The sequence below is a fragment of the Quisquiliibacterium transsilvanicum genome, from assembly GCF_014202215.1.
GTDB classification, from domain to species: Bacteria; Pseudomonadota; Gammaproteobacteria; order Burkholderiales; family Burkholderiaceae_E; genus Quisquiliibacterium; species Quisquiliibacterium transsilvanicum.
This window is the reverse complement of the sequence record NZ_JACHGB010000002.1, coordinates 209099-233648: the sequence shown is the minus strand read 5'-3', so window position 1 is coordinate 233648 and position 24550 is coordinate 209099. Positions and strand designations below refer to the sequence as shown.

24 protein-coding genes and 1 riboswitch are annotated in these 24550 nt (G+C 63.7%); of the genes, 12 read left to right on the top strand and 12 right to left on the bottom strand.

Going from position 1 to position 24550, the window contains the following annotated elements; translation table 11 throughout:
* Nucleotides 1-30 precede the first annotated feature (30 nt).
* Nucleotides 31-134: riboswitch (SAM-I-IV-variant riboswitch) on the bottom strand.
* Nucleotides 135-356: 222 nt separating this feature from the next.
* The gene (locus HNQ70_RS20590) at nt 357-650 is read right to left on the bottom strand and encodes a type II toxin-antitoxin system RelE/ParE family toxin (protein ID WP_183964691.1); all 294 of its coding nucleotides are present in this window, start codon (nt 648-650) and stop codon (nt 357-359) included.
* Complete coding sequence (locus HNQ70_RS04500; RefSeq protein WP_183964689.1) at nt 647-877, bottom strand: addiction module protein; 231 nt, start codon at nt 875-877, stop codon at nt 647-649. The genes HNQ70_RS20590 and HNQ70_RS04500 overlap by 4 nt, the downstream gene beginning before the upstream one ends.
* 264 nt (nt 878-1141) lie before the next feature.
* Between HNQ70_RS04500 and HNQ70_RS04495 the strand changes: the two genes are divergently transcribed.
* The 5 genes from HNQ70_RS04495 (at nt 1142) to HNQ70_RS04475 (ending at nt 3723) form a co-directional block, all read left to right on the top strand.
* Entirely contained in the window at nt 1142-1435 is a 294-nt protein-coding gene (locus HNQ70_RS04495; RefSeq protein WP_183964688.1) for a BrnA antitoxin family protein, read from the top strand.
* Nucleotides 1435-1740 (top strand): HigA family addiction module antitoxin, encoded by a 306-nt coding sequence (locus HNQ70_RS04490; protein ID WP_246434706.1) that lies wholly within the window; start codon nt 1435-1437, stop codon nt 1738-1740. Before HNQ70_RS04495 ends, HNQ70_RS04490 begins: the two co-directional genes overlap by 1 nt.
* A gap of 171 nt (nt 1741-1911) precedes the next feature.
* Nucleotides 1912-2517: a DUF6088 family protein gene (locus tag HNQ70_RS04485; RefSeq protein WP_183965473.1), complete on the top strand. Its 606-nt coding sequence runs from the start codon at nt 1912-1914 to the stop codon at nt 2515-2517.
* Nucleotides 2510-3601, top strand: a complete 1092-nt coding sequence (locus HNQ70_RS04480; RefSeq protein ID WP_183964686.1) for a nucleotidyl transferase AbiEii/AbiGii toxin family protein — start codon at nt 2510-2512, stop codon at nt 3599-3601. The genes HNQ70_RS04485 and HNQ70_RS04480 overlap by 8 nt, the downstream gene beginning before the upstream one ends.
* The gene (locus tag HNQ70_RS04475; RefSeq protein WP_343060634.1) at nt 3598-3723 is read left to right on the top strand and encodes a BrnA antitoxin family protein; all 126 of its coding nucleotides are present in this window, start codon (nt 3598-3600) and stop codon (nt 3721-3723) included. Before HNQ70_RS04480 ends, HNQ70_RS04475 begins: the two co-directional genes overlap by 4 nt.
* Before the next feature lie 3 nt (nt 3724-3726).
* Here the strand turns inward: HNQ70_RS04475 and HNQ70_RS04470 are convergent, their stop codons facing one another.
* The 5 genes from HNQ70_RS04470 to HNQ70_RS20350 all read right to left on the bottom strand — a co-directional run bounded on the left by HNQ70_RS04470 (nt 3727) and on the right by HNQ70_RS20350 (nt 5872).
* Nucleotides 3727-4074 (bottom strand): HVO_A0114 family putative DNA-binding protein, encoded by a 348-nt coding sequence (locus HNQ70_RS04470; RefSeq protein WP_183964684.1) that lies wholly within the window; start codon nt 4072-4074, stop codon nt 3727-3729.
* Between the two features lie 241 nt (nt 4075-4315).
* A complete protein-coding gene (locus HNQ70_RS04465) occupies nt 4316-4798 on the bottom strand; it encodes a hypothetical protein (protein WP_343060633.1) in 483 nt (160 codons plus the stop codon).
* Nucleotides 4799-5195: 397 nt separating this feature from the next.
* Nucleotides 5196-5390: a CopG family transcriptional regulator gene (locus HNQ70_RS04460; RefSeq protein ID WP_183964682.1), complete on the bottom strand. Its 195-nt coding sequence runs from the start codon at nt 5388-5390 to the stop codon at nt 5196-5198.
* Nucleotides 5391-5393: 3 nt separating this feature from the next.
* Entirely contained in the window at nt 5394-5708 is a 315-nt protein-coding gene (locus tag HNQ70_RS04455) for a helix-turn-helix domain-containing protein (protein WP_183964680.1), read from the bottom strand.
* A 41-nt stretch (nt 5709-5749) separates the two neighbouring features.
* Complete coding sequence (locus tag HNQ70_RS20350; RefSeq protein ID WP_281381480.1) at nt 5750-5872, bottom strand: hypothetical protein; 123 nt, start codon at nt 5870-5872, stop codon at nt 5750-5752.
* Between the two features lie 247 nt (nt 5873-6119).
* Here HNQ70_RS20350 and HNQ70_RS04445 point away from each other — a divergent pair, with 247 nt between their 5' ends.
* The 7 genes from HNQ70_RS04445 to HNQ70_RS04415 all read left to right on the top strand — a co-directional run bounded on the left by HNQ70_RS04445 (nt 6120) and on the right by HNQ70_RS04415 (nt 12375).
* Nucleotides 6120-6764 carry an NUDIX hydrolase gene (locus HNQ70_RS04445; protein ID WP_183964678.1) on the top strand — a complete coding sequence of 215 codons (645 nt, stop codon included), beginning with the start codon at nt 6120-6122 and terminating at the stop codon, nt 6762-6764.
* Between the two features lie 149 nt (nt 6765-6913).
* Entirely contained in the window at nt 6914-7432 is a 519-nt protein-coding gene (locus HNQ70_RS04440; protein WP_183965467.1) for an HD domain-containing protein, read from the top strand.
* A gap of 256 nt (nt 7433-7688) precedes the next feature.
* Nucleotides 7689-7973 (top strand): toxin-antitoxin system TumE family protein, encoded by a 285-nt coding sequence (locus tag HNQ70_RS04435; protein ID WP_183964675.1) that lies wholly within the window; start codon nt 7689-7691, stop codon nt 7971-7973.
* A complete protein-coding gene (locus HNQ70_RS04430; RefSeq protein ID WP_183964673.1) occupies nt 7970-8326 on the top strand; it encodes an HVO_A0114 family putative DNA-binding protein in 357 nt (118 codons plus the stop codon). The genes HNQ70_RS04435 and HNQ70_RS04430 overlap by 4 nt, the downstream gene beginning before the upstream one ends.
* Nucleotides 8327-8461: 135 nt before the next feature.
* A complete protein-coding gene (locus HNQ70_RS04425) occupies nt 8462-10129 on the top strand; it encodes a methyltransferase domain-containing protein (RefSeq protein ID WP_183964671.1) in 1668 nt (555 codons plus the stop codon).
* Nucleotides 10130-10132: 3 nt separating this feature from the next.
* The gene (locus tag HNQ70_RS04420; protein ID WP_183964670.1) at nt 10133-10294 is read left to right on the top strand and encodes a hypothetical protein; all 162 of its coding nucleotides are present in this window, start codon (nt 10133-10135) and stop codon (nt 10292-10294) included.
* Nucleotides 10295-10656: 362 nt separating this feature from the next.
* Nucleotides 10657-12375, top strand: a complete 1719-nt coding sequence (locus HNQ70_RS04415; RefSeq protein ID WP_183964668.1) for a retron Ec67 family RNA-directed DNA polymerase/endonuclease — start codon at nt 10657-10659, stop codon at nt 12373-12375.
* A 96-nt stretch (nt 12376-12471) separates the two neighbouring features.
* Here HNQ70_RS04415 and brxL read toward each other — a convergent pair whose 3' ends face one another.
* The 5 genes from brxL to brxC all read right to left on the bottom strand — a co-directional run bounded on the left by brxL (nt 12472) and on the right by brxC (nt 24546).
* Nucleotides 12472-14580 (bottom strand): BREX system Lon protease-like protein BrxL, encoded by a 2109-nt coding sequence (brxL, locus tag HNQ70_RS04410; RefSeq protein WP_183964666.1) that lies wholly within the window; start codon nt 14578-14580, stop codon nt 12472-12474.
* A gap of 5 nt (nt 14581-14585) precedes the next feature.
* The gene (locus HNQ70_RS04405; RefSeq protein WP_183964664.1) at nt 14586-17123 is read right to left on the bottom strand and encodes a PglZ domain-containing protein; all 2538 of its coding nucleotides are present in this window, start codon (nt 17121-17123) and stop codon (nt 14586-14588) included.
* Nucleotides 17120-18793, bottom strand: coding sequence for a BREX-1 system adenine-specific DNA-methyltransferase PglX (locus tag HNQ70_RS04400; RefSeq protein ID WP_246434704.1), 1674 nt, complete (start codon nt 18791-18793; stop codon nt 17120-17122). The genes HNQ70_RS04405 and HNQ70_RS04400 overlap by 4 nt, the downstream gene beginning before the upstream one ends.
* Before the next feature lie 227 nt (nt 18794-19020).
* Entirely contained in the window at nt 19021-20913 is a 1893-nt protein-coding gene (locus HNQ70_RS04395) for an Eco57I restriction-modification methylase domain-containing protein (protein ID WP_183964660.1), read from the bottom strand.
* Nucleotides 20914-24546, bottom strand: coding sequence for a BREX system P-loop protein BrxC (gene brxC / locus HNQ70_RS04390; protein WP_183964658.1), 3633 nt, complete (start codon nt 24544-24546; stop codon nt 20914-20916).
* Nucleotides 24547-24550: the final 4 nt, after the last annotated feature.

The window sequence follows — 24550 nt, the reverse complement described above, 5'->3', positions numbered from 1 at the left end:
TGCGAAGCCCTCCGTTCGAGGAGGGCTGACGCTTGCCGGCTTGGTTGCCCGTGAGGGCCGCATCGCACTTGGCAGACCACCTTGCCCCGGGAGGCAGGTTGGTGCGGGCGTCAGCCCGACTCTTGATGACGACGTCAATTCTACGGATGGGAGGCAGGGTGTCAACCGCGACAGTCGTGGTCCGCGACAGTCGTGGTCGATATAAATCCTTGATCTGGATACTCGAAGGCGAGATATCGACCAGCGGCTATCGCCCAACCATTGGCGATAAGGCGCAATTTGTCCGATAGCCTTCACGACACCACCCTACAGCCGCCAGCGGTTCTCGCCATGGCATCGACCCGCGCCACCGCCCGTCACTTCCGGCTGCGCCAGTAGGTTGGCCGGCGCTTGAAGTGCGCAACCGCGAAGACGACAACTTCGTCGGCTTCAGTGCGATACACGACAGAGAACGGGAAGCCCCTGAGAAAGACGCGCCGCGTTCGCAGCTTCCAAGGTGACCCAAGCTTCGGATGCGCGGATGCAATTGCCGCTGCCGCCTCAACTGAGTCGCGAAACCGATCGCCAAGGCCCCTCTCACGATCCTGGTAGTACGAAATCTGTTCGAGGAGCTCGTCCTGCGCTTCCTCGAGGAAGCGGACCGGCTTCACCGCGTGAGGCGACGTGCAGCTGCAAAGACCTCCTCCGCGGGAATGAGCTTGGCCTCTCCCCGTTCGTACTTCGCAATGCGCCCCGCGATCTCGACTTCCCACGCAGCCTGAACGTCGGGATCAGCGTCACGCTCGACCGACTCGAGCAGCTCTTGAGCAAGCTGCGCTCGTTCTTCAACACTGAGCGTTTGAGCTTTCTTCGAGAGTTCGTCGAGCAAGGTGGACATGGGGCTGCTCCTTCAAGGCCGAAGCTCAAGTTTACGTCGAGGCTCGAGGATTTCACGCGGCACTAGACCGTTCGGTGCATTCCCGCCGCCTGCCCCCGTGGTCAGGATGGACGAAGCATCTCCTGTGCTTGGTAGGGGCTTGCGCGCTCATATTTCCGTAGATACATTAATTATCGAGACCATCTACCAGGCGCATGCCAGCCATTGGCTGTACGCAGCACGGCTCGGAGCGTTTCGGGTTCAGCATGAGAAAGGCCAACGATCGTGAGCAAACCCGCCTCGCGCCGTACCTTGGGTTCTGATCTCAAGCGCGTCGACTCGCATGCGATCAAGCCCGAGGAGTACGACGAACTCCCCGCACTCACCGACGAAATGCTCGGCCGCGCCGTCTTCAAGAAGGCCGGCCGCCCGCGGTCGCCGAATCCCAAGCAGCTGATCAGCTTGCGGCTTCCGCCCGAGGTGATCGCACGGTGGCGAGCAACGGGTCCGGGCTGGCAGACGCGCATGGCAAAGCGCCTGGAGGATGTCCCGCCGCCCCAGACTTCGGATAAATTCTGATGATCATGAATCCGCGCATGCACAATCCGCCCCACCCTGGCGAGTTCATCTCCGGCGTCTATCTCGAGCCCAATGGGATCAGCGTCCGCGTGCTGGCGGAAAAGCTCGGGGTTGCCCCGTCCACGCTGAATCGTGTGCTCAACGGGAACAGCCGGGTCAGGCCGGAGATGGCGTTGCGCCTGTCCAAGGCGATCGGACGCAGCCCGGAGAGCTGGCTCGCCATGCAGAGTGCACGTGATCTTCGGCTGGCCCGCCAACACGTCGACCTGCAGGGCGTCAGAAAGCTCAACTTGCCAGCGGCCTGACATTCCTCCGTAGCCTTGCCATCTCGCCCCAACAAGGGGCCCGCTACCTCATTTGGTCTCCCCTCGACCTCGCCGATGATCGGCCTGGGCGGTAGCGCTGCAATTCCTGCACTGACGAATCTCTCCAGGCTACAAGCTAAATGTCAGAAACACTGTTATTCTTCTGACATTATGCCAGCAACCAGCACCCTGCCCGAAACCATCCTGTCGCATGCCCGATCCCTTCCCGAGGGAGGCGTGCTATCGCCCAAGGAGTTCCTCCACCTGGGAAGCCGTGCCGCCGTCGATCAGGCGTTCTCCCGGCTCACCCGGCAGGGCAGGCTGTTGCGCGTTGCACGGGGCTCGTATGTCTCGCCAGTGTCCAGTCGCTTCGGAACACGGGCACCGGCACCCGAGAAAGTGGTCGGCGCCTTGGCCAGCCGGAGCGGCGATGTCATCACGACCCATGGTGCGAACGCTGCCAACGCGCTGGGGCTGACGCAGCAGGTACCCATTCGCCTTGTCTACCTGACGTCCGGTCGCACGCGCAGCATCAAGCTCGGGCGCTCCGAGATCACGGTCAAGCACGCGCCTGGATGGATGATGGCCCTGGGCTCGAGCCAGGCCGGTGCGGCCATCCGCGCCCTGGCCTGGATGGGACCAACCCACGTGAGGGAATCGTTGGCCACCCTGCGGCGGAGGCTTCCGCCTTCCGACTGGCAGGTGCTGACTTCCTCGCGCGCCACCCTGCCCTCCTGGATGGCAAGGGCAATCGGCGAGGCGGCGCTTCGTGGCTGAGCGCTACCTCGCGCTCAGCAGGCGAGACCAGGTCGAAGTCCTGGAGCAGGCGCGCGAGAACACCGGACGGCCGACGCATCTGCTCGAGAAGGATGCCTGGGTCGTGTGGGCGCTCGGCGCGCTGTTCGACTCGCCGCTCGCCGCCGACCTGACCTTCAAGGGAGGGACGTCGCTTTCGAAGGCGTACAAGATCATCGACCGGTTCTCGGAGGACATCGACCTCACCTACGACATCCGGAAGCTGATCGCGGACCTCACTCGTGGCGACGAGTTCCTGCCGGCGAACCGGAGCCAGGCAAGCAGATGGACCAAGGCCGTCCGTGATCGGTTGCCCGAATGGATCGCCACGAGCGTGGTCCCGATCCTCGAAGCGGCGCTGCAGGACGCCAGGTTGGACGCAAGGCTCGAGCTCACAGGTGCCGAGCGCGACACGCTGCTGCTCCACTACCCTGCAGTCGCGCAGGGTACCGGGTACGTCTCGCCCGTCGTCACGCTGGAGTTCGGCGGACGCGCGACCGGCGAGCCGCATCAGGTAGTTCCCGTCACCTGCGAGATGGACGGGCAAGTGGAAGGCGTAACGTTTCCCTCTGCGTCGCCCCTCGTCATGAGCGTTGCCCGCACGTTCTGGGAGAAGGCCACCGCCGCGCATGTGTTCTGCGCTCAACGGCGGATTCGAGGCGAACGCTTCGCGCGGCACTGGCACGACCTGGCAGCCATCGCGCGCAACCCGCGCTTCAGCGCGGTGATCGAAGACCGGGTGGTCGCTCGTGCCGTCGCGGAACACAAGTCGCGCTTCTTCAGCGAAAAGGACGCCGAGGGCAAGACCATCGACTACTTTGCAGCCACGGAAGGCGCCTTGCATCTAGTGCCCGAAGACGCCGCGCGCGATGCGCTTGCCGCTGACTACGCGCGCATGCTCGAAGATCAGCTCATGGTCGGAGATGCGCTGGCATTCGACACCCTGATGCAGGCCTGCGCAGAGCTGGAGAGGCGGGCCAACAGCGCATTTGATCCAGCTTCGATGCCATCGACCGTTCCGGGTGCGCACGCACCCTCGTCAGCCCGGCGGAACACTCCTGCGTGATCAGCTTGCGGCTTCCGCCCAAGGTGATCGCGCGTTGGCGAGCAACGGGTCCGGGCTGGCAGACTCGGATGGCAAAGCGCCTGGACGATGTCCCGCCGCCCCGGACATCGGACGAGTCCTGAGGCTCATGCGGCCTGCAACGTGAACTCGACCTTCACGGCCTCGTAGGGAAACACGATTGCGCCGCCCTCGGCGCGCTCCAGCACCCCCGAATTCAGCAGAGCCGTGACGTCGCCATGAACGGCCTTGACATCACGGTGGACCCGCCGCGCTGCCTCCCGTATCGAGACCGGCCCTGCACCACACAGCGCCTTGAGCAACTCCCAGCGCTTCGCGGTCAGCACCTTCCAGAGGAGTTCCGGCGAAGCAAAGCTGATTCGCGCTGAACGCGCTGCCTTGCCGTCTCGCCACGCTCGCGCGAACCCGGCAAGCGCTTCGCCCGGCTCACGGACCTCGAGAATCACTGTTTTCACGGTTCCACCTCGCAATGCCGCGCTCGAAGTCGGCGATGAGCGCCTCGGGCGTGCTGAACACGCACTCGGTCTCGGTTGCGCCGAAATGCCTGTGATCGCCTTTGCCGACCTCGTTACCGTAGCGCAGGACGCAGACCCCGTCGACGCCCGGGCCAGGCGGTACTTGTAGCCAACATGCGGATGGCACGGCGCGTAGACCGCTCGGCGCGGTCCATTGCGCCAGGGTGCGCGAGCCCTGCGCTCAGCGTCGCGCCTGATCGGCGGGAACGGCCGCGCTGGGCCCCGGGGAAGCCGCCGGCTGTTCCGCCGGTTTCTCACCGGCGGCGAGTGACCGCATCTTCACGGTGATCATCGACGGGTACTCGTAGGCCGCTCCCGACGCGATGTCGACTGCGCCGCCCACCACGCCGCCGAAGATGATGTTGCCGAAGGCCATCGCCTTGGTGGTGGACTTGGCCGACGTGGTGCCGGCGTCATAGCCGGCCAGCTCGCACTTGACCAGCAGGTCGTCGTAGGCCCGGTTGATGGTGACCGTGCCCGGGGTGGTCACGAAGTATTCGCCCTTCGGGTTCTTGAGCGAGCACTGTGCACCACTCACCTTGCGGTCGGCGTCCAGGGCCTCGACGGAAACTACTTGCGAGGTGCCACCTACGATGGAAGCACAGCCGGTGGACAGGGCAGCGACGACGGCAACGGCGCAGAGGCGGGGAATGGACAGGTTCACGGTGCGGCTCCTCGTTGGTGTTGGTATTGGAGTCGCAGAGCATGAAGGCTTGCCGTCGCAAGTGGTCAGGCCGATGCCTGGACGGCGAATACCCGGACATGAACGGCAGAATGGCGTGTGCATGCGGGCTCACGGGGCGAGCCCGGATTTTCCTTCGGGCCAAGTTTCGGGCGCGCTGCGGCATCGTCATCCGACGTACCCCGCCTCGCGCTGACCGCGCTTCGCGAGCACGAAGACGATGTCGTTCTCCTCGACGTAACGGTACAAGGCAACGCCGCCGCGCGGACGATGTCCGAGATCCTCGAAGCGGAGTGCTGCGCTGCGTTCGCGACCAGGTGTTCGAGGATGCGATCGAAGTCATCGGCGAGTTCTGGCGCCAATTCGACCGCCGCCACGATCAGCGGGCCAGCTTCCTCGGTGCAGGGCGCGCCACTGCCTTGCCAACGCGCCGGTCCTGCAGATAGCGGCGCATTTCGCTCCACGCGATGGTCTTTCCCGATTCGACGATTGCCGCATGGCGACGCTCGGCCTCGTCGTGGAACTCGGCACGCCGCTCGGCCTGGTCCGTCTTGTCGCGGATGGCTTCAAGCATGAACTACTTCCCCGCAACGTCCAGCAGCGCCCTCGGGTTCGTCCAGGCAATGTTCAGCAGCGTGCGAGCCGCCCCGCTCGGTTGCTTACGCCCCTGCTCCCAGCCCTGGAGCGTGCGCACCGATACACCGAGCAGCGCGGCGAACTGCGACTGGGACAGCCCCGTGCGCTCGCGCGCCTCGATGGCGGGCGAATGAACGACCCGGGTCTCGCCAGCCTTCATCTGGCGCACCGACTCCAGGAGATCTGCGGCCAAGTCGCGCTTCGACTCGTAGGCGTCGAGGTCGGCCCTGGAAAGAGGCTTAGCTTTCGATGGCACGGCGGATCTCCTTGAGCTTGGCTCCGGTGAGGTTATCGGTCTCAGCCTTGGCGTAAAGCGTCAGGGGTGCTGGCGATGTAGTCCGCGAACTCCCCGCGCTCCTCCTCGGACCAGTAGTACGGCCATTGCTTCTGGAAGAGGATGGTTTCGACAACCGTGAGCATCGGCATTGTGCGCCCCTGGAGTACACCTGACAAGCGGGCACCGTCTGGGCACCGTCTGGGGAACCTTGCCCGATCGACCAACGGCGCTCTCTGGATCCACCCCGTCGATGCAACGGGATGCGCCCACCAAAGCTACCCCAAGCCCGCGATTCCAAACGCTCCCTTGCGCCTACCTCCAACGCATGAGATCCTTAGTTGCGTAATGCAACTAAGCGACGGCACCACCCAACCGCCAACCCTCCACCCCATGCCCTTCACCCGGGTGGAGGTGGCCCTGCTCTCCCTGGTCGAGAACCGCCTCTGCGTCCTTCTCGGCAAGCGCCAGGAAGCTCCCTACAAGGGCCGCTGGGCGATCCCGGGCGGCGTGGTGCGCATCGACCTGGACGCCGACCTCGAGGCCGCCGCGCGGCGCGTGGCGCGCGAGCGGCTGAACGTGTCGCTGCCCTACCTGCGGCAGATCGGCGCGGTGGGCGGTGCGGCGCGCGACCCGCGGGCGCCCTGGGCGCTGAGCGTGGTGTACCGGGCGCTGGTGGATGCGCAGGCGCTGGCGGCCACGCCGGGCAAGCGGCTGGAGACGTTGGGCTGGTGGCCGGCCGACGCGGTGCAGGAGGCGAAGCCCGCCTTCGACCACGGCGCGCTGGTGGCGCAGGCGGTCGACGCGCTGCGCGCCGAGGTGGACCGGCTGGAGCTGCCCTTCGGCTTCCTGCCGCCCACCTTCACGCTGGGCGAGCTGCAGGCCCTGTGCGAAGCCCTGCTGGGGCGCCGGCTGGACAAGTCGAGCTTCCGCCGCCGGCTCGCGGAGCGCGATCTCCTGGAGCCGGTGCCGGGCGAGATGCGCACCGGCGCCTTCCGGCCCGCGCAGCTGTACCGCGCACGCTCTCTAACAAACTGAAGCCCCGCAGCGGACCGGCCGCGTCACCCGCCACGCCGTCCGCCCACACCCGAACCCGGCCCCGCACCAGGGGCCAGACGCCTGCGCGCGCCCTACCCGGGCACGGCCGGCCCCGACCCGAGGAGATCCCCATGAAGGCCACTTCCGACATCGCCCTGATCCTTAAAGCCGCCTCCTTCGCGGCGCACAAGCACCGCGACCAGCGCCGCAAGGACGCCGAGGCCACCCCGTACATCAACCACCCGCTCGCCCTCGCCAGCCTGCTGGCCGACGTGGCGGGCATCACCGACGCCGAGGTCCTGGCCGCGGCGCTGCTGCACGACACGATCGAGGACACGCTCACCACCGCCGACGAGCTGCGCGCGACCTTCGGCGAGCGCATCACGTCGATCGTGTTGGAGGTCACCGACGACAAGTCGCTCCCGAAAGCCGAGCGCAAGAAGCTCCAGGAGGTCCACGCGGCGCACGCGAGCCGCGAGGCCAAGCTGGTGAAGCTCGCCGACAAGACCTGCAACCTGCGCGACCTCGCCGCGACCCCGCCCCCGGACTGGGACCTGGCGCGCCGGCGCGAGTACTTCGACTGGGCCCAGCGCGTGGTGACCGGCCTGCGCGGCACCCACGCCGGCCTGGAGGCGCTGTTCGAGCGGGCGGCGGACGGGCGGCCGTGAGCGGCCGGAGCGACTCCGACGCCTAAGGGGCAGACCGCATCAGGTTGTCCGTGACGTCGCTGGCATCAATCATGGAAGCGCCCTGGCTTCTTCGCGAACATGAACATGCCACCCGCTGACCGCGTGGCGCGAGCCCGTGCACTCAGGGCCAGCCTGCCCCAAGGGCAGTTCACGGCCGAGACGGTCGATTCAGCCAAGCGGATGGGGCGCGAGTGATTCATGGACAGCACATCGTTATATTGCTAAGGTGCAATACATGTCAGCGAAGCTCCTAGCCCGTGCGAAGGAGATCCGTGACGACGGATCCATCGTCGAGATCGTCATCTGGGAGCTTCCCGAACCGCTGCCGCCCAGCCCTCACCGTTACAAGTACCGTCTCTACTACGGCGCCGCAGGTGTCAGCCGCGTCCGATACGACAACGAACGCGGGAAGGGCGACCATCGGCACGTGGGCGATCAGGAGCACGGGTACAGCTTCACCTCCGTCGAACAACTGCTCGCGGACTTCCAGTCCGATGTCGAGCACTGGGAGCAGCCATGAAGGCCATCATCGAGGTTTCCGGGAAGGGAGCGATCTTCAAGGCCGCCGCTGCCCAGGTGTCCGCCGCCCGCGACGGGCGCGCGCCGGACTTCCACCTGAGCTTCGAGTCGGCGCGCTCGCTGTTCGCCGAACTGACGCCCGCTCGCCTGGACCTGCTCGACACCCTTCGCCGGGTCGGGCCCTGCAGCGTGTATGCCCTTGCCAAGGCGGCCGAGCGCAACTACTCCAACGTCCACACCGACGTTGCGCGCATGGAGGAGTTGGGGCTGATCGAGCGGACCGACGGAGGCGAGGTCGTGGTGCCTTTCGAGTCCGTCGAGATCGTGCTGCCCCTTGCCCGCGCCGTCGCCTGACGCACGGGGTCGTATGGTTCAAGTTCGAGATCAGCCGCGCTGACCCATTGGCGAACCATGCGCACTTCGCAACCAAGCACCTGTTCGAGCCACCGCCCCTAACATCACGCCATAGCCTCGATTCCCCGCCACCCCGTGCCCCACGACCCCATCGCCTGGTACGACGCGCACGCACCCGAGCTCGCCCGAACCTACGAGGCGATCGAAGCCGCGCACGTGCACGCCTGGCTCGTCGACCTGCTGCCGCAGGCCGGCGCCGCCGCGCTGGACGTCGGCGCAGGCACCGGCCGCGACGCCGCATGGCTCGCATCGCAGGGCTTCGAGGTCGTCGCGGTCGAGCCCTCGAACGCGATGCGCGAGCAGGCGCTGGCCCTGCACCCCACGGCAAGCGTGCGCTGGGTGGGCGACGCGCTGCCCGAGCTGCGGCAGGTGCTGCGGATGGGCCTGTCGTTCGACCTGATCCTGCTCTCGGCGGTCTGGATGCACGTACCCGAGGCCGAGCGCGCCCGGGCGTTCCGCAAGCTGGTGACGCTGCTCAAGCCCGGCGGCCTGCTCGCGATCACGCTGCGCCTCGGCCCCGCGGCCGAGGACCGCGGCATGCACCCGGTCTCGGAGGCCGAGCTCGAGCGGCTGGCGCGCGCGCACGGGGCGTTCGTCGAGCGCCGCGTTCAAGCGCAGGACCGCCTGGGCCGCGGCGACGTGACCTGGGTTCAGGTGGCGATCCGGCTGCCGGACGACGGCACCGGCGCGCTGCCGCTGCTGCGGCACGTGATCCTGAACGACGACAAGTCGTCGACCTACAAGCTCGCGCTGCTGCGCGCGCTCGGCCGCATCGCCGACGGCGCGGCCGGCTACGCGCGGCTCGCGGGCGACGACGAGGTCGTCGTGCCGCTGGGCCTGGTCGGCCTGTACTGGATCCGCCTCTTCAAGCCGCTGCTCGCGGCCGACCTGCCGCAGAGCCCGCTCCATCGCGGGCTCGAGCGGCTCGGCTTCGTGCGCGAGGGCTTCAGGCGGCTCGCCGGCGTCTCCCACCTGGACCTGCGCGTCGGCATGCGCTTCTCCGGCGACCGGGCGGCGGCGCTTCACGCCGCGCTGCGCGATGCGTGCAGGACGATCGAGCGCATGCCCGCGCGCTATCTCACCTACCCGGGCGGCGGGCCGGTGTTCGGGGCGAAGTCGTCAGCAGCCGGCCGGGTGCCGGACGCGGTGACGCTCGACGAACCCTACCTTGCCTCGTTCGGTGACCTGCGAATGCCGCTGCACCTGTGGAAGACCCTGCAGCGCTTCGACGCCTGGATCGAGCCGGCCGTGATCGCCGAGTGGATCCGACTGATGAAGAGCTACGCGGAAAGCCAGGGCCGCACGATCAGCGAGCACGCGGCCGCCCAGGTGTTGGCCTGGGCGGAACCCGAGCGCGACGTGCGCATCGCGCGCGAGCAGGCGCTGCGCACGATGGCGGGCGCCCCGCTCTTCTGCGTCTGGAGCGGACGCCGTAGCCTCCCCCTTGCGATGGACAGTTTGAAACTGGAGACTTCCTTCAAACCCGAAGTCTCTGATTTCGAGTTGTCCACTTGGCGGGGAAGGCTACGGTGGGACCGCGGCTACGGACGCGCGAGCGAGGCGATGCAGGCGCGCTTCCGCTCCGAGGCCCGCGCCGGCCTGCCCGCGATCGCCGCCGGGCGTTTCGGGCTCGACGACGTGTTCGCTGGGCTGATGGTGCAGCGGATACGGCTGAGGCAGGAACAGGGGATTCCGGAGTGGGCGCCGGCCGCAGCGGCACATGCGGCGGGGGACGCGGAGTAGGCGATGAGGGACCTCGCACGCGCGCTGCAGCATCGCTTCCGCGGCGCCTGCCCCGCGGGCTCGCGCTGCACGTTCGAGGACCGAATCATGAGCCCGGGCCTGCAGCGCAGGCTCGGCTTCGCGCCGCGGGCGGACATGCGGCTCACCCGTGACGACGGCCCGTAGCGGCTCTGGATCGAGCTCGAGATCAGCCGCGCCGACCCCGTGGCGAACCACGCGAAGTTCGCCACCGCGCACCTGTTCGAGCCACGGCCAGTTTCGCACCGGCATTCCTTCTTGCCGCAACACATGTATGGCAAAGCGCGGCCTTATTGAAAAACCGAACCGGCCCCCAAAAAGAATCGGCGCGTATTTGTGCTAGCGTCACAACGGCCCCTGGGCAGACGTTTTGTGGCGTTTCGCCACAAGTGCAATAGCTGGGGGAGGCGTTGCCTCCTTACTGCTACCTTATATCTCGATTTCTCATGAGATGGTATGTCTTCGCGTAAGAGTGCCCAGGGGCCACCACTTGGGAGTTGCTCTGCGAGATGTCAAAACTCGAATCGCTTCGAAAGGCGTCCACGCTGCACGATTTGGCGCGACTGCTGGGATTCAAAGCCAAGGCGCTGGCATACGTTCTTTACGTTATCCCTGAAGCGAAGAAGTACACTGAGTACAAGATCCCAAAACGCTCCGGCGGAGCCCGGACGATTCAAGCGCCCGTAGCAGAGCTCAAACTCCTACAGAGAAGAACTTCAAATCTCCTTCAAGACTGTATAGGAGAGCTAGCAGACAAGGGCCAGCGCTCCGATCCATTCGTCCACGGATTCAGAAGGCATAGATCCATCATAACGAATGCGTCGCGACACCGAAATCGTCGACTTGTAGTCAATCTCGACATAAGCGATTTTTTCGGATCGATCAACTTCGGCAGGGTCCGAGGTCTACTAATAAAGGATGATGCATTTTCTCTTAACCCTTCAGTAGCCACGGTCATCGCTCAGATCGCATGCCACGAAAACGCTCTCCCGCAGGGAAGCCCCTGTTCTCCGGTCTTGGCGAACCTAGTTGCGCGCCCTTTAGATTTGCGCCTGTTGGCGCATGCTAAGCGTCGCGGATTCGTCTACACGCGCTATGCGGACGATATTACTTTCTCTACGAGGCTGAAGAATCCCCCTGCTGCAATAGTTCAGCACAAGCCTGGCACCGGACTGCACGCTTGGGAGGCAGCTCCAACGCTTGTGCGCGCAATTGAGAAGTCCGGCTTTTCTGTTAACGCAAGTAAGACACGCGCCCAGTACCGTGACTCGCGCCAAGATGTGACGGGTCTTGTAGTGAACCGCAGAGTAAATGTACCTCGCGAATACCGGCGTCAGGTCAGAGCGATGGTACATAGGCTGACCACGACGGGAGCGTTTGAAATTAGAAAGAACGTATTGGCCGCCGGATCCACAACGTTGCGCGCAATTCCGGGAAACTTCGAAGAACTCCAAGGTATGCTTGGATACATCGCATCGATTGACGCGGCCGCCGAGCATAACAGAAAAGACAATGCGATAGCTGCGCGGTCGCAACGAGAGACATACCGGCGATTTCTCTTTTATCGAGAGTTTTTTTGCGTCGATCGCCCAGTAATTGTCTGCGAGGGGAAGACGGACAACGTTTATCTGCGCTCTGCTTTGCGAAAACTGGCGCCGCTCTTCCCTTCTTTGGCATCTGTCACTGCCTCAGGGGAACTTCGCATGAACGTTCGGCTCTATAAGGCCGACGGTAAAAAAACGAGTTCGCTCATGGGGCTCACTGGCGGGGCGGCGCCATTGCTGGCATTCCTTCGTGAGTACCGAAAGGCTTCGGAAACATTTGTTTCCAAAGGCAACAGATTTCCTCTCATCGTCGTTGTCGATAACGACGGTGCATCAAAAGATATATTCTCTTTTATCAAGAAAATAACCGGGAGCCATAAGATGATCGACGGCTCGGAGCCTTACTATAGATTGATGCCAATGGTTTTTGTCGTACCTATCCCCAAACCACCCAGTAGCACAACTGCAGCGATTGAGTCTTTGTTTGATAGCTCGCTCTTGAGCACGATTCACAAGGGAAAAATCTTTCACGGCTCAGATAAGGGCTTCGACGAGGACAAACACTACACGAAATCCGTCTTCGCGAAGGAAGTGGTGGAGCCGCATTTTGACAAGATCAATTTTGATGGCTTCAAGCCTCTATTGGATGCGATTTCTGAGGTTGTAGGTTTGTCGTCTCCTTAGGCCGCTTGTTTCGGGTGGGAGCCTCATCCCTGTGTTTCACTAAGCGCAACCACTCCCTTTCGCCAAGTGGATAGCACACCGAGCCGCGAAGGCGGCCTACGCTGGGGCCTTGAAGATGTCCACCTTGGTCTCCAGGCACTTGCGAAGGTTCAGGTCGTGCGCGCCGACCTCGAACCAGCTCGACGGCTTTTGATAGAAGTCCAGGCCTCGGCCGATCTTGATGATCCAGCCGTTGTCCAGGCGGATCTCGCGGTCGTGGATGTTGGGGTTGAGCTTCACCTCCAACTCGACATCAACCTCCAGCAGGCTTTGCTTGAGCTCTTCCAGCTTTTCCGCCATCTCCGCCAGCGGGGTCTTGTCGTCGTGCCCTGTGATCAAGGAGATCTTCTTCACCGTGCCAGCTTTCAGCACCGTCTCGCAGAACCGGACAAAGTTCTGGATCTGGTGCTGCAGCCGAATGTACGGATCCTCGATGACCACAGCCTTCGCACCCTGCAGGTACGGCCCCATGATGGACTCGTAGCTATGCCCGGTGTCCCCATAGAGGATGGTGAAGTGCTGCTCTTTGGGGCCAGCCGAAGGGGTTGGTGCTGCGACAGGGCTGACCGGTGCCGTAGCCTGGGGAGCGGTGGGCTCGGCGTGTGCCGCTTTTGCGGCCGGTGCCGGTTGCACAGCAGGCGGCTGCTCAGCCGGTTCTGTCGGCTGTCCTTCTGACTGTCGCAGCCTCCGGCGCGCCGGCTCTTGTGTGGCAATGGCGTCCTTGGACTCCGGGCAGAACACCACAACCTCTTCGCCGCCAGCTTTGAAGTAAGACAGACCAATGCGCGCGAACTCGTCATCCGGCTTGCGCTTGTTCATCTGCTCCTTGACGCGACGCCGGCACTCGGTCGCGTAGGCCACGTATTCCTCGAACTCGGCGTCGGTCGGCGGGCCGTGCGGGTGCAGGATCTTCAAGAACGCGCAGACGGTCTTCTTGATGCCCTTCTCATCACGCCCCTCGATTGCCTTGCCGAGCCGAATGCGCTTGCTGACCTCTTCGTACCGGTTCGTGTGCTTGAACTGGTAGTGGAAGGCTTCGGCCAGGTAGTCAGTGATGAACCCGTAGTTGCTGGTCAGGAACTCGCTGCTGTTCTTGGGCATCTCCCAGCCTGGGATGTATGCCGCGAAGCGGTCCATCACAGCCAGATCAAGTTCCGGCGGCAGCGGCTGAAACAGGTCGTACTCGTTGGAGTTCACCACCTGCTGCACAGAGACGTCGATGTTGCCGACGAAGCTGAGGCTGGCGTCTGCGATGACCTCGGCGCCCCGCGAGAAGCGCCCGTTGGCCATGAAGTCCTTCATGATCTGGATGGTGTCCGGATCGCGAACCTTGATCCCGCCCACCTCGTCGAAGGCCACCGTGTCCCAGTAGCCCACCAAGCCCACCTTACGGCGGGCGTTGTTGTAGAACAGCGTGGCCTTGGTGGCTTGCCCGCCCGAGATCAGGGTCGCGTAGGGCGAGAACTCGCTGAAGAAGTAGGACTTGCCTGTGCCACGCGGCCCCAGCTCGATGTAGTTGTAGTTCGGCTCTACAAGGGCGGCCAAGCGGGCGATGAAGTGCATCTTCACGCGGTGCGACAGCTTCGTCGGCTCCAGGCCGACCGACCGCAACACCGCCGCCAGCCATTCGTCGCGGGTGAACGCGGCGCGGCCTTCGGTATAGCGCGAGAAGTCAAACCGGGTGAGCTGAATCGGACGCAAATCTTCGATGGAGAACGCATAGTCGTCCTCGTCGATGTCGTTGTGCACCAGCGTCACTTCGGCCCAGATCCCACCCTCCAGAAGGCGGTCGTTGTCCCGGTAGAACTTCTCGCCGATCGCGATGCGCTGGGAGTTGAAGTTCTCCAACGATGCCCAGTGCCGCTTCTCTTTCTCGACGTAGCGGACGTGAACCTTGTCGATGAACCGGTGCTTGCCTTTGGTGGCCACCTTGGACTGCGCGGCATTGGCCTCATCCGGGCGAACGTAGTTCTCCTGGAGCGAGGACAGCACGGCCTCCATGCCAGCGTCGAGTTCGGCCTGGTCATTGCTGGCGCAATACTTGGCCAGCAGGAACTCCAGCACGAAGGTTGGGACGTTGGTGCCCTTCTTGATCCGGTGCAGCAGGTCCTTGCGCAGCACCTTGCCGTCGAAGGTCTCGTTCAGTTTCTTGTCGAGTTCGTCCATCAGGCTCACTCCGTGTAATCGGTTTCGAGGGCCAGTTCACTGCCTTTTGACGCCAGTGCCAGCGTCGTCGGGTTGAGCGCCTTGACCGAGAACTTGCCCCTGAACTCGTCGTCCATGCGCAGTGCAATCTGCTTGCGCTGACCCGGCATCAGGGTCACCGTCCGGGTGGCGGGGTTCACATCGCCACCGGGGCGCGGTTCGCCGACCACATTGCCCTTGCTGTCCTGTGCCTCCAGCAAGATCTCGAGGCTCACGTCCTGCGAGAACATGTCGTCAGAGACCAACACGACCTCGATGACCGGCAGCCGCGTCGTGATGCGCTTGGCCCCGTTCTTGTAGGTCAGTTCGACCATCACCTTGCGCTGCTCGGCGTGCGATGCGGTATCCAGGCGCGCCACCAGCACTGGCACGACAGCCTCTGCGAGCGAAGCCCCGCCGTGGAAGTACAGGTGGCCTGATCGGTACGGAGCCATGCTGCGGGGCATGGCCACCTGAGCGAAGTCACCCCGGATGCCGACCTTCTCAGCGCCGACCACCAGGCTGTGCCCGTCAGAGGAGCCGGTGCCCAGCATCATGCGGTCATGCGCGTTCACCGGCCATGTGCCCTGGGGCTTGACGCACACGTCGCCCGCCTCGGCCTGTGCGTTTAGGAAGAAGCCGTGGTCGGTCACGATGACCGCTTCCTTGAAACCCATCCCACGCAGCTTGTGCAGCGCCACGCGGATCAGCTTCAGCGTGCCCGGGATCAACCCGAGGGTGGTCTCCGGGTTGCTTTCAAGCTGACTGTCGATCTCGGTCGATCGCAGCACCAGCAGGTCGACGGTCTCCGCGATCTTCGGCTTGCCCCGCACGAAATCATTGAGGGGCATCTCTTCGAAACGATCTCCGTACCGCTTCGACAGTACGCTCATGCGCTGCGCGACGTTGCCCACGGGCGCTCCCGCCAGCTTAGGCACTGGGGCGTCGTTCTCCAGTGAGAGGGTCAGGCCAGCTCGCGCTCCAGGCAGCAAGCTGGCCATGCCCACCAGGGTGATGGTCGGCAACTGCGCGTAAGCGGCCTGCAGCTCGACCGGTCCATCCTCCGCCAGCAGCTTCTCCAGGGCCACGCCCAGCTCGTAGCGCAGGGCGTCCACCATCAGGTAAGCCACCTTGCGCCCGCTCTCCTTGAGACGGTCCGCCACCAGGCGATCGAAGGCATCGGCGTTGGCCAGCCGGCCGGCTGGCGGCCACCCGGCGGTCTCGACGTGCTTCACGAACACGCCTTGAACCTTCTCTGCCAGGCGCCGATAACGCGCCCGTGCCTGGCCGATCACCTCGTGCATCAAACCGTGCTGGTCCAGGAAGTCACCGGCAGCCTGTTCAAACTCACGCTGCAGGCGGTCTGCTTCGCGCAGGCTACCCAGGTAGAAGTCGATCAGTTCTGCCTGTGAACGGGCGTGATCCGGCAACTGGCGCTCAAAGTCATCGCACGCCTCGACAAGGCTGAGGCCCGCGCGGATCAAGTCCCACTGCGCCTGGCTCTCCCCCTTGCCCAGCCAGACGGAACTCTTCTGGCGGGTCAGCACACGGCGCGTGGCATCCGTGTCGCCCGTCACGATTCCCTTGATGGCGGTGCGCAGGAAGGTCCGTTCCTCGAAGGGGAATGTGTCGCGCTCGCCCAGGTCTTCGATTGCGCCGCATAGGTCGCTCAGGTTGAGCTCTGCCTCGATGGCTTCGGCCCGCTCGATGTAGATGGCACACGACTTCGGGTCGCTGCGCAGCCGGTCGCACACATCCTCGACAATCGGCCTGGCCTCCATCGGTGCGTGCGGCACCCCTTGGAGGGTGGCAGGCAATGCGACTGGCAAATCAAACACGAACTCGCTGAACAACACGTAGCGCCAAAGCTCGTCCGCCAGGGCCGACCAGGTCTTGCCCCGTGTCTTCAGGCTCAGGCCCAAAGTGGCGCGGAGGAAGTCGCGTGCCTCCTGTACCCAGCCTTCTTGCTCCTTGAGAGCAGTCGTTTGCGCGCCACTGGGCGCCAGCAGCGCAGCCAGAATCTCCCGGCCGGATTCGACTCGCAGCGTGGCCCTGAGGTGGGGCCAACTCACGCCGCCGCCGATGGCGTCGATCACGGCAAAGGTCGGCCCACCTGAGGAGTTGGCGAACACCTGACGGATCTCGGTGGCGTGATCCGGCCTGGCGCGCAGGCAGAGGCTCAGGTACTCATCACCATCGTCTTGCGGGAACACTGCGCCGCATTCGGCGTAGAGCGCAAACGGGTCGGCTTGCTTGTCCTCGTCGGATTCTGGTCGCTTGCGGGGTACGTAGATCAAGACGCCGTCTACCGGTGTCTGGGGGTGCCCAACCTCGCGTAGCGCCAACAGCGCCGCTTCGCGGCTTTCGATGCTGCTCTCGGACGCGTCCACGACCCGAACCTTGTCGCCGGCCAGATCGAAGCACTGCTCGCGGTAGCGCCTATCGGCGTCGTACACCACCAGCGCACCAGCCTGCTTCAGGCGGGGCCGCAGCACGCTCTCGCGGATGAATTCAGCAATGCTCATTCATCGCCTCCCGCCTTCTTGCGTCCACGCGTCTTCTTGGGCTGTGCCTCAGACTCGATGTACAGATGCTCCAGACCATGGGCGATGGCCAGCGACTTGTCCGTCTTGCACTTCTCGCGCACGCGGTCTGGCCAGTAGTTCATGGCCAGATGCGCCCAGTCGTAGTCGCCTTTTTCCAGCTTGGCCCAGGTGTCTTTGAGCACCTTCTGCCAGGGCTTGTGACGAAACAACGGCCACAGGGGTGCCGAGGTGATCTGCACACCGTCGTCGTGGTTGGGTTTGTAGTCAGGCGCCAGCTTGAGCAGGGTGTCGCGCAACTCGATCAGCTCCAGCTCGAAGGCTTGCAGGGCCTCGAACTGCTTTTCGTCGTCGCGAGTGCGGGCTGTACCCTTGTTGCGGAGCACCGACACGTCAGAGCCGACCTGTTTGAGCTTGGGCTCGACGAAGTCGTTGATCGACGTGTACAGCGTCTGGCTGGTGAGGCTGGGGTAATAGACCCACAGCGTATAACTGCCGGACGTCGTGCTCAGCGGCCAGTAGATGGGCGCCTTGCGGCGGCTCTTGGAGTAGCGCTGCAGATGGAAGGCGAAGAAGTCACGTTGCAGCCAGCGGCGCAGATCTTCCGGCACAGGAGCCTCGACACGGGCGAGCACCTCTTCAACAAGACGTGCCAGGTCGTGCGGATGGCCAGGGTCATCCACCAGGATCCCGGCGTGGGCGTGAAACGGCGCCGCGCCATCGGGCAACATGCCGGGGCTTTTCGCCGGCAGTGGGTCGAAAGGTTCTGGCTCGGCAGGTGCAGCACGCTCACCGGTAGCCAAGCGCCAGTCGAAACGACCGAAGGCCACACCGAGGGCCCAACTTAACAGGCCCGCTGTGTGGTCGATGGGGGCAGCGCTGTCTTCGTCGCCGCTGGCCTCGTCGTCCTGGTCATCGCTCGCTCCGGAACCATCTTCGTTGGCTGCGCCCTGACTAGCTTGCACCGCTGCGCGGTCAGCCTCGCTGAAGCCATAAAGATCGAAGGCGATGGCGTCGATCTCAGCTTGGATCCGAACAAGCTCTGCTTCAATTGCGGGCGGGTCGTAATCGCCAAGGCGAGAGCGCAGCGCGGCAGGCAGCGCAAACGCGTGAGAAGTCTCTTCGATGGTGTCCAGCGTGCGCTTGAGCGACCAGCCACGTAGGGCAAGTCTCTCAATAGTGCTTGAGACTTCTTGCGCCACCGGTGGAAGCGGTAGTGCAGAGATGTCGCCCATGTCATATTGCGGGTGACCCTCTCGACCAGACAACATTCGCAACAAAAGATCGACAGCACTGCTCGAGAACAAGCCCAAATATAAGAGCGGATTCTCAGAGAAAATGCCCGAGCCACGGACGCTAATCACGGCATCAGCGGGAAGCACTTGTGGGCAGAACTTTCTTGCGCGAAGCGGCCACGTTAGGCCAGGTCTTCTATAGAAATCCGTACTCTGCGGACGAGAATTTAGCTTCCCCGTTTTTGGATCGAAGAAGTTTCGTATCTGTTCGCCGTCATTTTTCCAGTTTCCCACCAAATAGAGGTCGGCATAAAACGCAGAATATGCCCCACCTTTGGCGAAACCAGGCCAGCGATCATTGCTCGATTCGACCTCCCACCATCCACGGACAAATCGGAAGTCATCAGCGGTAGCCATGCCTTGACGAACGGCTCGCCCATCCTGTTCAAAGGCGCTCCATCTCTTAAAGATACTTCTTACAGCTTCGCTAACCCAGTAAGCAAATGGAGCGCCAGGCACTGCTCGAAAGGAGTTTGGCGCTACTTCAAAGACTCTGGCGCTTTGTTTGCCCGACCGGAGCGCAGCACAGCTCTCCAGCAAATCTGTGGCTTTGTCGTTTTCGACGAGCAGTCGCACAAATGTAGTCATGCCTGCTTCTCCAATACATAGGCGGCTGCCTCCACCATGGCATCGTCCATCACTCCAAAGCCCAGGTCGGCCATCGCCTCGGGACGACCGATGCCGAGCACCACGTCCTCGCGCCATTTCTGGAAGCTGGACAGGAAGAAGCAAGTGCGCGAGGTGATGGCGCCGATGCGTCCGCCAGCGCGCAGCATTTCAAGGCCACGCTCGACCATGATGGCCAGTAGGTCGTTCTTGCTTCGCGGGTAGGCTTTGGCAAGTTGGTCTTTGGTGTTGGCGGCCAAAGCACCAAAGGGCGGGTTCATAACGACTACGTCAAACACTTCACGGCACAGATCGATCAGCCGCAGCCCCTGCAATGCATCCTGCGCAAATAGGCGTCCCTGATACGTCGACTTTGCCGCCTGAGCGAACTCATTGAGTGCCGCACGCAGACGCGCTTCTGCTTGCTGCCAGTTTGCTTGCTCCTGGTCGGCAAACAGGCCCGTGCCTTTGCCGACGTAGACTTGGCGGATCAAGAGCGGTAGCTCGCGCTCGACCTGGAGCAGGACGCCCAGTTCCGGCAGGCCCTTAAGCAGTTGCAAGGTCTTCTCGAATAGTTCGGCATCGCGCTGGTCGAGGTTGGCCGCGAACTGCTGACGCAGTTCTCGCTCCGCCGGCGGCGCGGTAGCGGCAACCACATGACCTCGCCCAATCAGGGGGCGGTCTTTGGCCTTTACACCGGCATCGTGCCATGCACGCTGCGCCCGCAGCCACAGCGCCAGCGAAGCTATCTGCGCAGCGCGCGGGTCGATGTCTACGCCATAGATGTTGTGCTCAATGATCAGGCGCGGCACGTCTCGTAGAAAAGCTGCCTCATCCTCGTAGGTCTGGCTCAATGGCTTGAACGCGGCCTGAGGCTGGGTGGACACATCCAGCGAGCCGGGCCCATGCTGATGCTCCCAGACCCAGGCTTCGCGATAGATCTCGGCAAAGAGATCGAAGGCATACAGCCCAAAGTGCATGGAGCCGCAGGCCGGGTCCAGCAGCTTCAGTGTGCGCGGGTCACGCAGCTTGGTGACAGCTTGTGGCGTTTCGTCAGGTTTCACCAGCAGGTACTGGCAGCGCTCGCGCAGGCCGGTGGCCCCGCCCGTGGCGTTGAACCAGAGACGCCCGAGAGTGTTGTCCACCAAAAACTCGACTACATAGCGCGGCGTGAAGAACTGGTTGCGCACCGCCAATTCGCGGCTGTTGCGAGGCGCCTGGCTGGCATCGCGCATCGCTTTGCGCTCTTCCTTCGAGTTGAAATACTGGTAGATCCAGCCGATGGTTTCGTCCTCGCTCCACAGCGGGGCGATGTCGGCGTCGTTGATCAGGTTCAGGACTTGCAGCAGCGCGGACTCGCGGGGGAACAGGCGCCCCTGCGGGGAGTAGCGGTCGAATAGGCCTGGCAGGTCTTGTGCGAGTTCATCGAACACGCTGAACAGATACACGCGGTAGGCATCACCCGTTTCGCCCAGGCCGGTGCCGGCCAGGCGGGCATAGAGCTGAAAGCCCTTGGCCTGGAAGCCGTTGCCAACCGACTCAACCAGCAGCCCACGTGACTCTGCCATCCGCAGGGCGGCCAGTCGATTTAGCACGGTGAAGGCCTGTTCGCGCACGATGCGATCCAGCCCCTGGCTGGCGTTCATGTCGCCACTGGCGGTGTAGTGCGCCAAGGTGTCGCGGAGGATGCGGGCGGTTTCGCGCTGCGCGTCGTTGATGTGTCGCAGGCTGGACAAATCAGCAACAGACCCCGCATTCGGGTCCATGCCGTAGTCGTTCTGCAGTTGGCGGGTGAACTCTTCTTCCAGCACCCGGCGCGCGTCGTTGACGAAGCGCTGAAGGCGGTTTCTTGTTGTTTGGTCGAACGCCATTTACTGCTCACCTCCATTGCCGACCGAGAAGGTCACCTCAATCTCCGAGTAAAGGCCGACCTGTGCCTTGATCTCGTGGAGTTGCTGGATGACGGCGTCGATGTCGGCTGCCGTGGTGATCTTGGCCGGCACGGCAACCTTCCTGGTGAGTTTGGACGGTCCCTTCTCCCCAGACTTGGCCCGTTCTTCCTCCATGCGCTGGCGCAGGCGTTCCTGGCCTTGGCGCTGAATCGAGCGCTTCAGCTCCTCCAGGGTGCTGTTGATGTCGTAGTCGCGGGCCAGCAGCTTCTTCAGCCCAGAAAGATCCTGCGTGGCGTCCAGCGCCAGCCCATCCAGCCGGTTCACGGCGTTGCCGCGTTCCTCCTGCGTCAGCTCCTCCCACTCGGGGATGCGCTGCAAGTCCTCGACGCCTTCTTTCAGGCGGAGCTTCTGCTGGTCGGACAAGGTGATGACCGCGTCGCGCACCCGGCCCCGCAGATGGGTCAGCTGGGAGTTGAAGTCGGCGGTGTGCTTGTAGAAGTCTTCCTTGCCCAGGCGCTCTGACAAGGCGCCCAAGTCCTCCGCCAGTTCGCGGCGCAGCTCGCCGGGCACACCGGTATCAGGCAAGGCCTCGACATCGCGGCGATGGGCCTGGAGATCGCGCAGGGTGGCGTCAAGACCGTTGTCGAGCGCGCGCTTCACTTCGAGCGCCCACTTCAAGTTGTCGTAGATGGCCGAGGTCTCGGCGCCCAGACGCTGAGGGGCATCGGAAGCGTCGGTGAAGAGTACGTCTGCGATGTCTTGGTTCAGGGTGCGCACGCGGTCGCTGCCTGCCAACCCGAGGCCACTGAGCTTTTCGGCGAGGGATCCGTAGTCGTGCTGAAAGCGCGGGAAGTGCTTGGCAGCGGCTTTGCTGATCTCCTGCTCCAAGGGGATCACCATGTCACCCACCAGCTCGGTGAGCCGCTCGGCCGCGCGGCCGAGGGTTTCGATGGACGGGCGTTCGTCCCGCAGCGAAACACCGATCTGCTTGAAGGAGTTGTTGGTCTTCAGCGCGTCGATGGCCTGCTGACCAGCCGCAGTGACTTCACGGCCAGAGACCTTGAGCTTGATCTCGCCGGCCATCAGCATGGCCGCGACGATGTAGCGCGTGGTGTCAGGGGACCAGCCGAATGGATCGCTGCTGAAGTCGTCGAGCAGGCGCTTGCCATCGACCGTGCCACGCTTGTCGATGTAGTCGCGGATGCTGATCATTGCCTTGTGGTCGGTCTTGAACGACGCACGGCCCGCGACGGTCTGCACCAGGCCCAGCGGGTCCAGGCTGCTGCCAATGGCAGCGGGGTTGGCCACCTTCAGGAACTTCTCGGCGGTGTCGGTGCCCGCGCGAACGGGGGCTTCCACGTACCGATCGAACACCTGGTCGGCCACGTCCACGAGGAGCTTCTTGGCCGCCTCCAGCAGGTCAGCGTCCAGGGCAGAGACCGCCGTCGCCTGGCCGCGGAAAACGAAAGAACCCGATTGCAGGGTTTGTTTGATCTTGCTCTGCAATTGGGTGGCCAGCTTGGCCGCTCGGTCAAGCTGGCCGGAGCAGTAGTCTTTGACCTCCTGGTCGGGCTCGTTGCGGTGCAGTTCGGCGATCCGCTGGCAACGGTAGATCTCGTTGGCCAGATCGTCGAGATCGGGGTTGGCGCGAGCCAGCAGCCCGATGATGTTGCGACCCGCGCGGCTGCGAGAGTCGTCCAGCATCCGGTTCTTGGCGGTGTCGTAGTCGCTGGCCGGTACCAGCTCCACAACGGTCTGGATAGTGTTGGTATCACCCGCCAGGCTGGTGATCGCGCTTCCGGCCTGGGTCTTCAGCCCGGTGGCCACAGCCATCGTGCCGTGCAGACTCACCCGGGGCAGCGGGTCGAACGATTCGCGCAGCGCGTCGTTGAAGATGCGCCTCACATCCACGGTGCGCAGGGCGATGGCGCCACGCTCCTGTTCGATGTCGCGCAACCGCTCGCTCAGGAAGACCAGGTTTCCATCCTTCTCACCCAGCGGCACATGCACGTCATTGAGCATGTCCTCGACGGCCTTCTTGACGGTGTCGAGCTGCGAGGGCGCGGTGACCGACGGGTGCATCAAGCTGGCGACGTTTTGCACCGTCACCGGCAGGTTGCCCAGGATCTGGAGCACGGCCACGGACTTGGCGATGTCTTGGTGAAGCTGCGAGTCCGGGAAACGGATCTGAACCTTGCCAACCGATTGGTGCACGGACGGGAAGGCACGACGGATGTCCTTCTCCAGCTCGTCGTACAGGGTGACGGTGGTGGCCAGCCAGCCCACGGGCTGATCGGCCATGGCTTTGGAGCCCCCTTCGCCTTTCAGAACGTCCTGGATGACCTTGATCGCCGAGCGCAGGCCGATGCCCCCGGTGGACTTGGCTAGGGCGCCCAGCAGGTGCAGCAGGATGTCGAAGTGCGCCGGCAGGAACGGGTAGAGATTGGTGAAGCTCGCCTTGCTGAAATCAGCGTCGTAATACTTGGCGTCTTGCAGCTTGGTGTTGTGACGAAGCGCCTGGCCGTGGGCGTCGAACAGCTTGCCGAGCTCGGTTTCACCCGCCGGCGACTTGCCCAGCAGGCGCCGGTAGCAGATCTCCTTGATGTCGCTGGACTCGAGGTCGATCTGGATCGGGAAGCGGTCCTTGAGCTTGTAAAGCTTGTCCGAGTTCAGCGCTGCACGCGGGTCGTCCTCGGTGAGCGTTTGCTGCGCCGTGGAAATGATCCAGGCCTTGCCATCGCCCAGGCGCTTGAGGTTCTTGGCCAGGCCGTCGAGGTTGAGGATCAGGTTGTCACGCGAGGCGACGTACTGGCCGACTTCGTCGACGATGAAGATGATGTTCTGCTTGCCGCTCTTCTCGCGGACGATGTCGATCATCTCCTGCACGCGCTGGTCTTCGAACTGGAAGAACCCATCGGTGCTGGACGAGAACGACTTGGCCTCTGGGAAGAGTGCCGGGTACATCTCGTGGGCGATCTTCGGGATCAGCCCATCGATGGCCAGCGGGTTGTTCTGCACGCGCGCCCAGGTCGCGCCGGGCAGTGCCTTGGCGATGCGCTCGTGCAGCTCAGGTGTGCGACCGTCCTTCTCGACCATGCGCTCGAAGGCGGCAACCTTGAGGTTGCGGGAGTAGCCGGCCCATTGCAGCACCTTGAAGTACAGGACGGTGGAGACGTCCTCCATCGTGGCGCCAGCGAGCATCTCGCTCGCCAGATCGAGCATGACCACGGCGGCAGGGAACCGCTGCGCCACGGTGCTCAGCAGCGCCTTGGTCTGCGGCTTGTGCAGGCGATCCTGGAGGTACTTGATGAAGGGCGTGCCGTCGATCGTGCGCTGGTCATCGAAGGCCAGGCCGAGGTACTTGGTGAACGAGCTCTTACCGGAGCCGTAGAAGCCCGACACCCAGACGCCGATCTCGTTCTCGCCGCCGGACTCCATCGCCAACTGCATGCGGTCGAGGAGTTTGCGGAACTGCTCCTCGATGCTCTCGGTGACCACGTACTCGGAGATCTCAGCCTTGAGGCGGCCTTCTTGCGACGCGCCGTAGGTGATGACCTTCTCGATGGTGCGGTAGATGTCTTTGCTGGGGTCGAAAAGTGAGCGGATGGTCATGGGT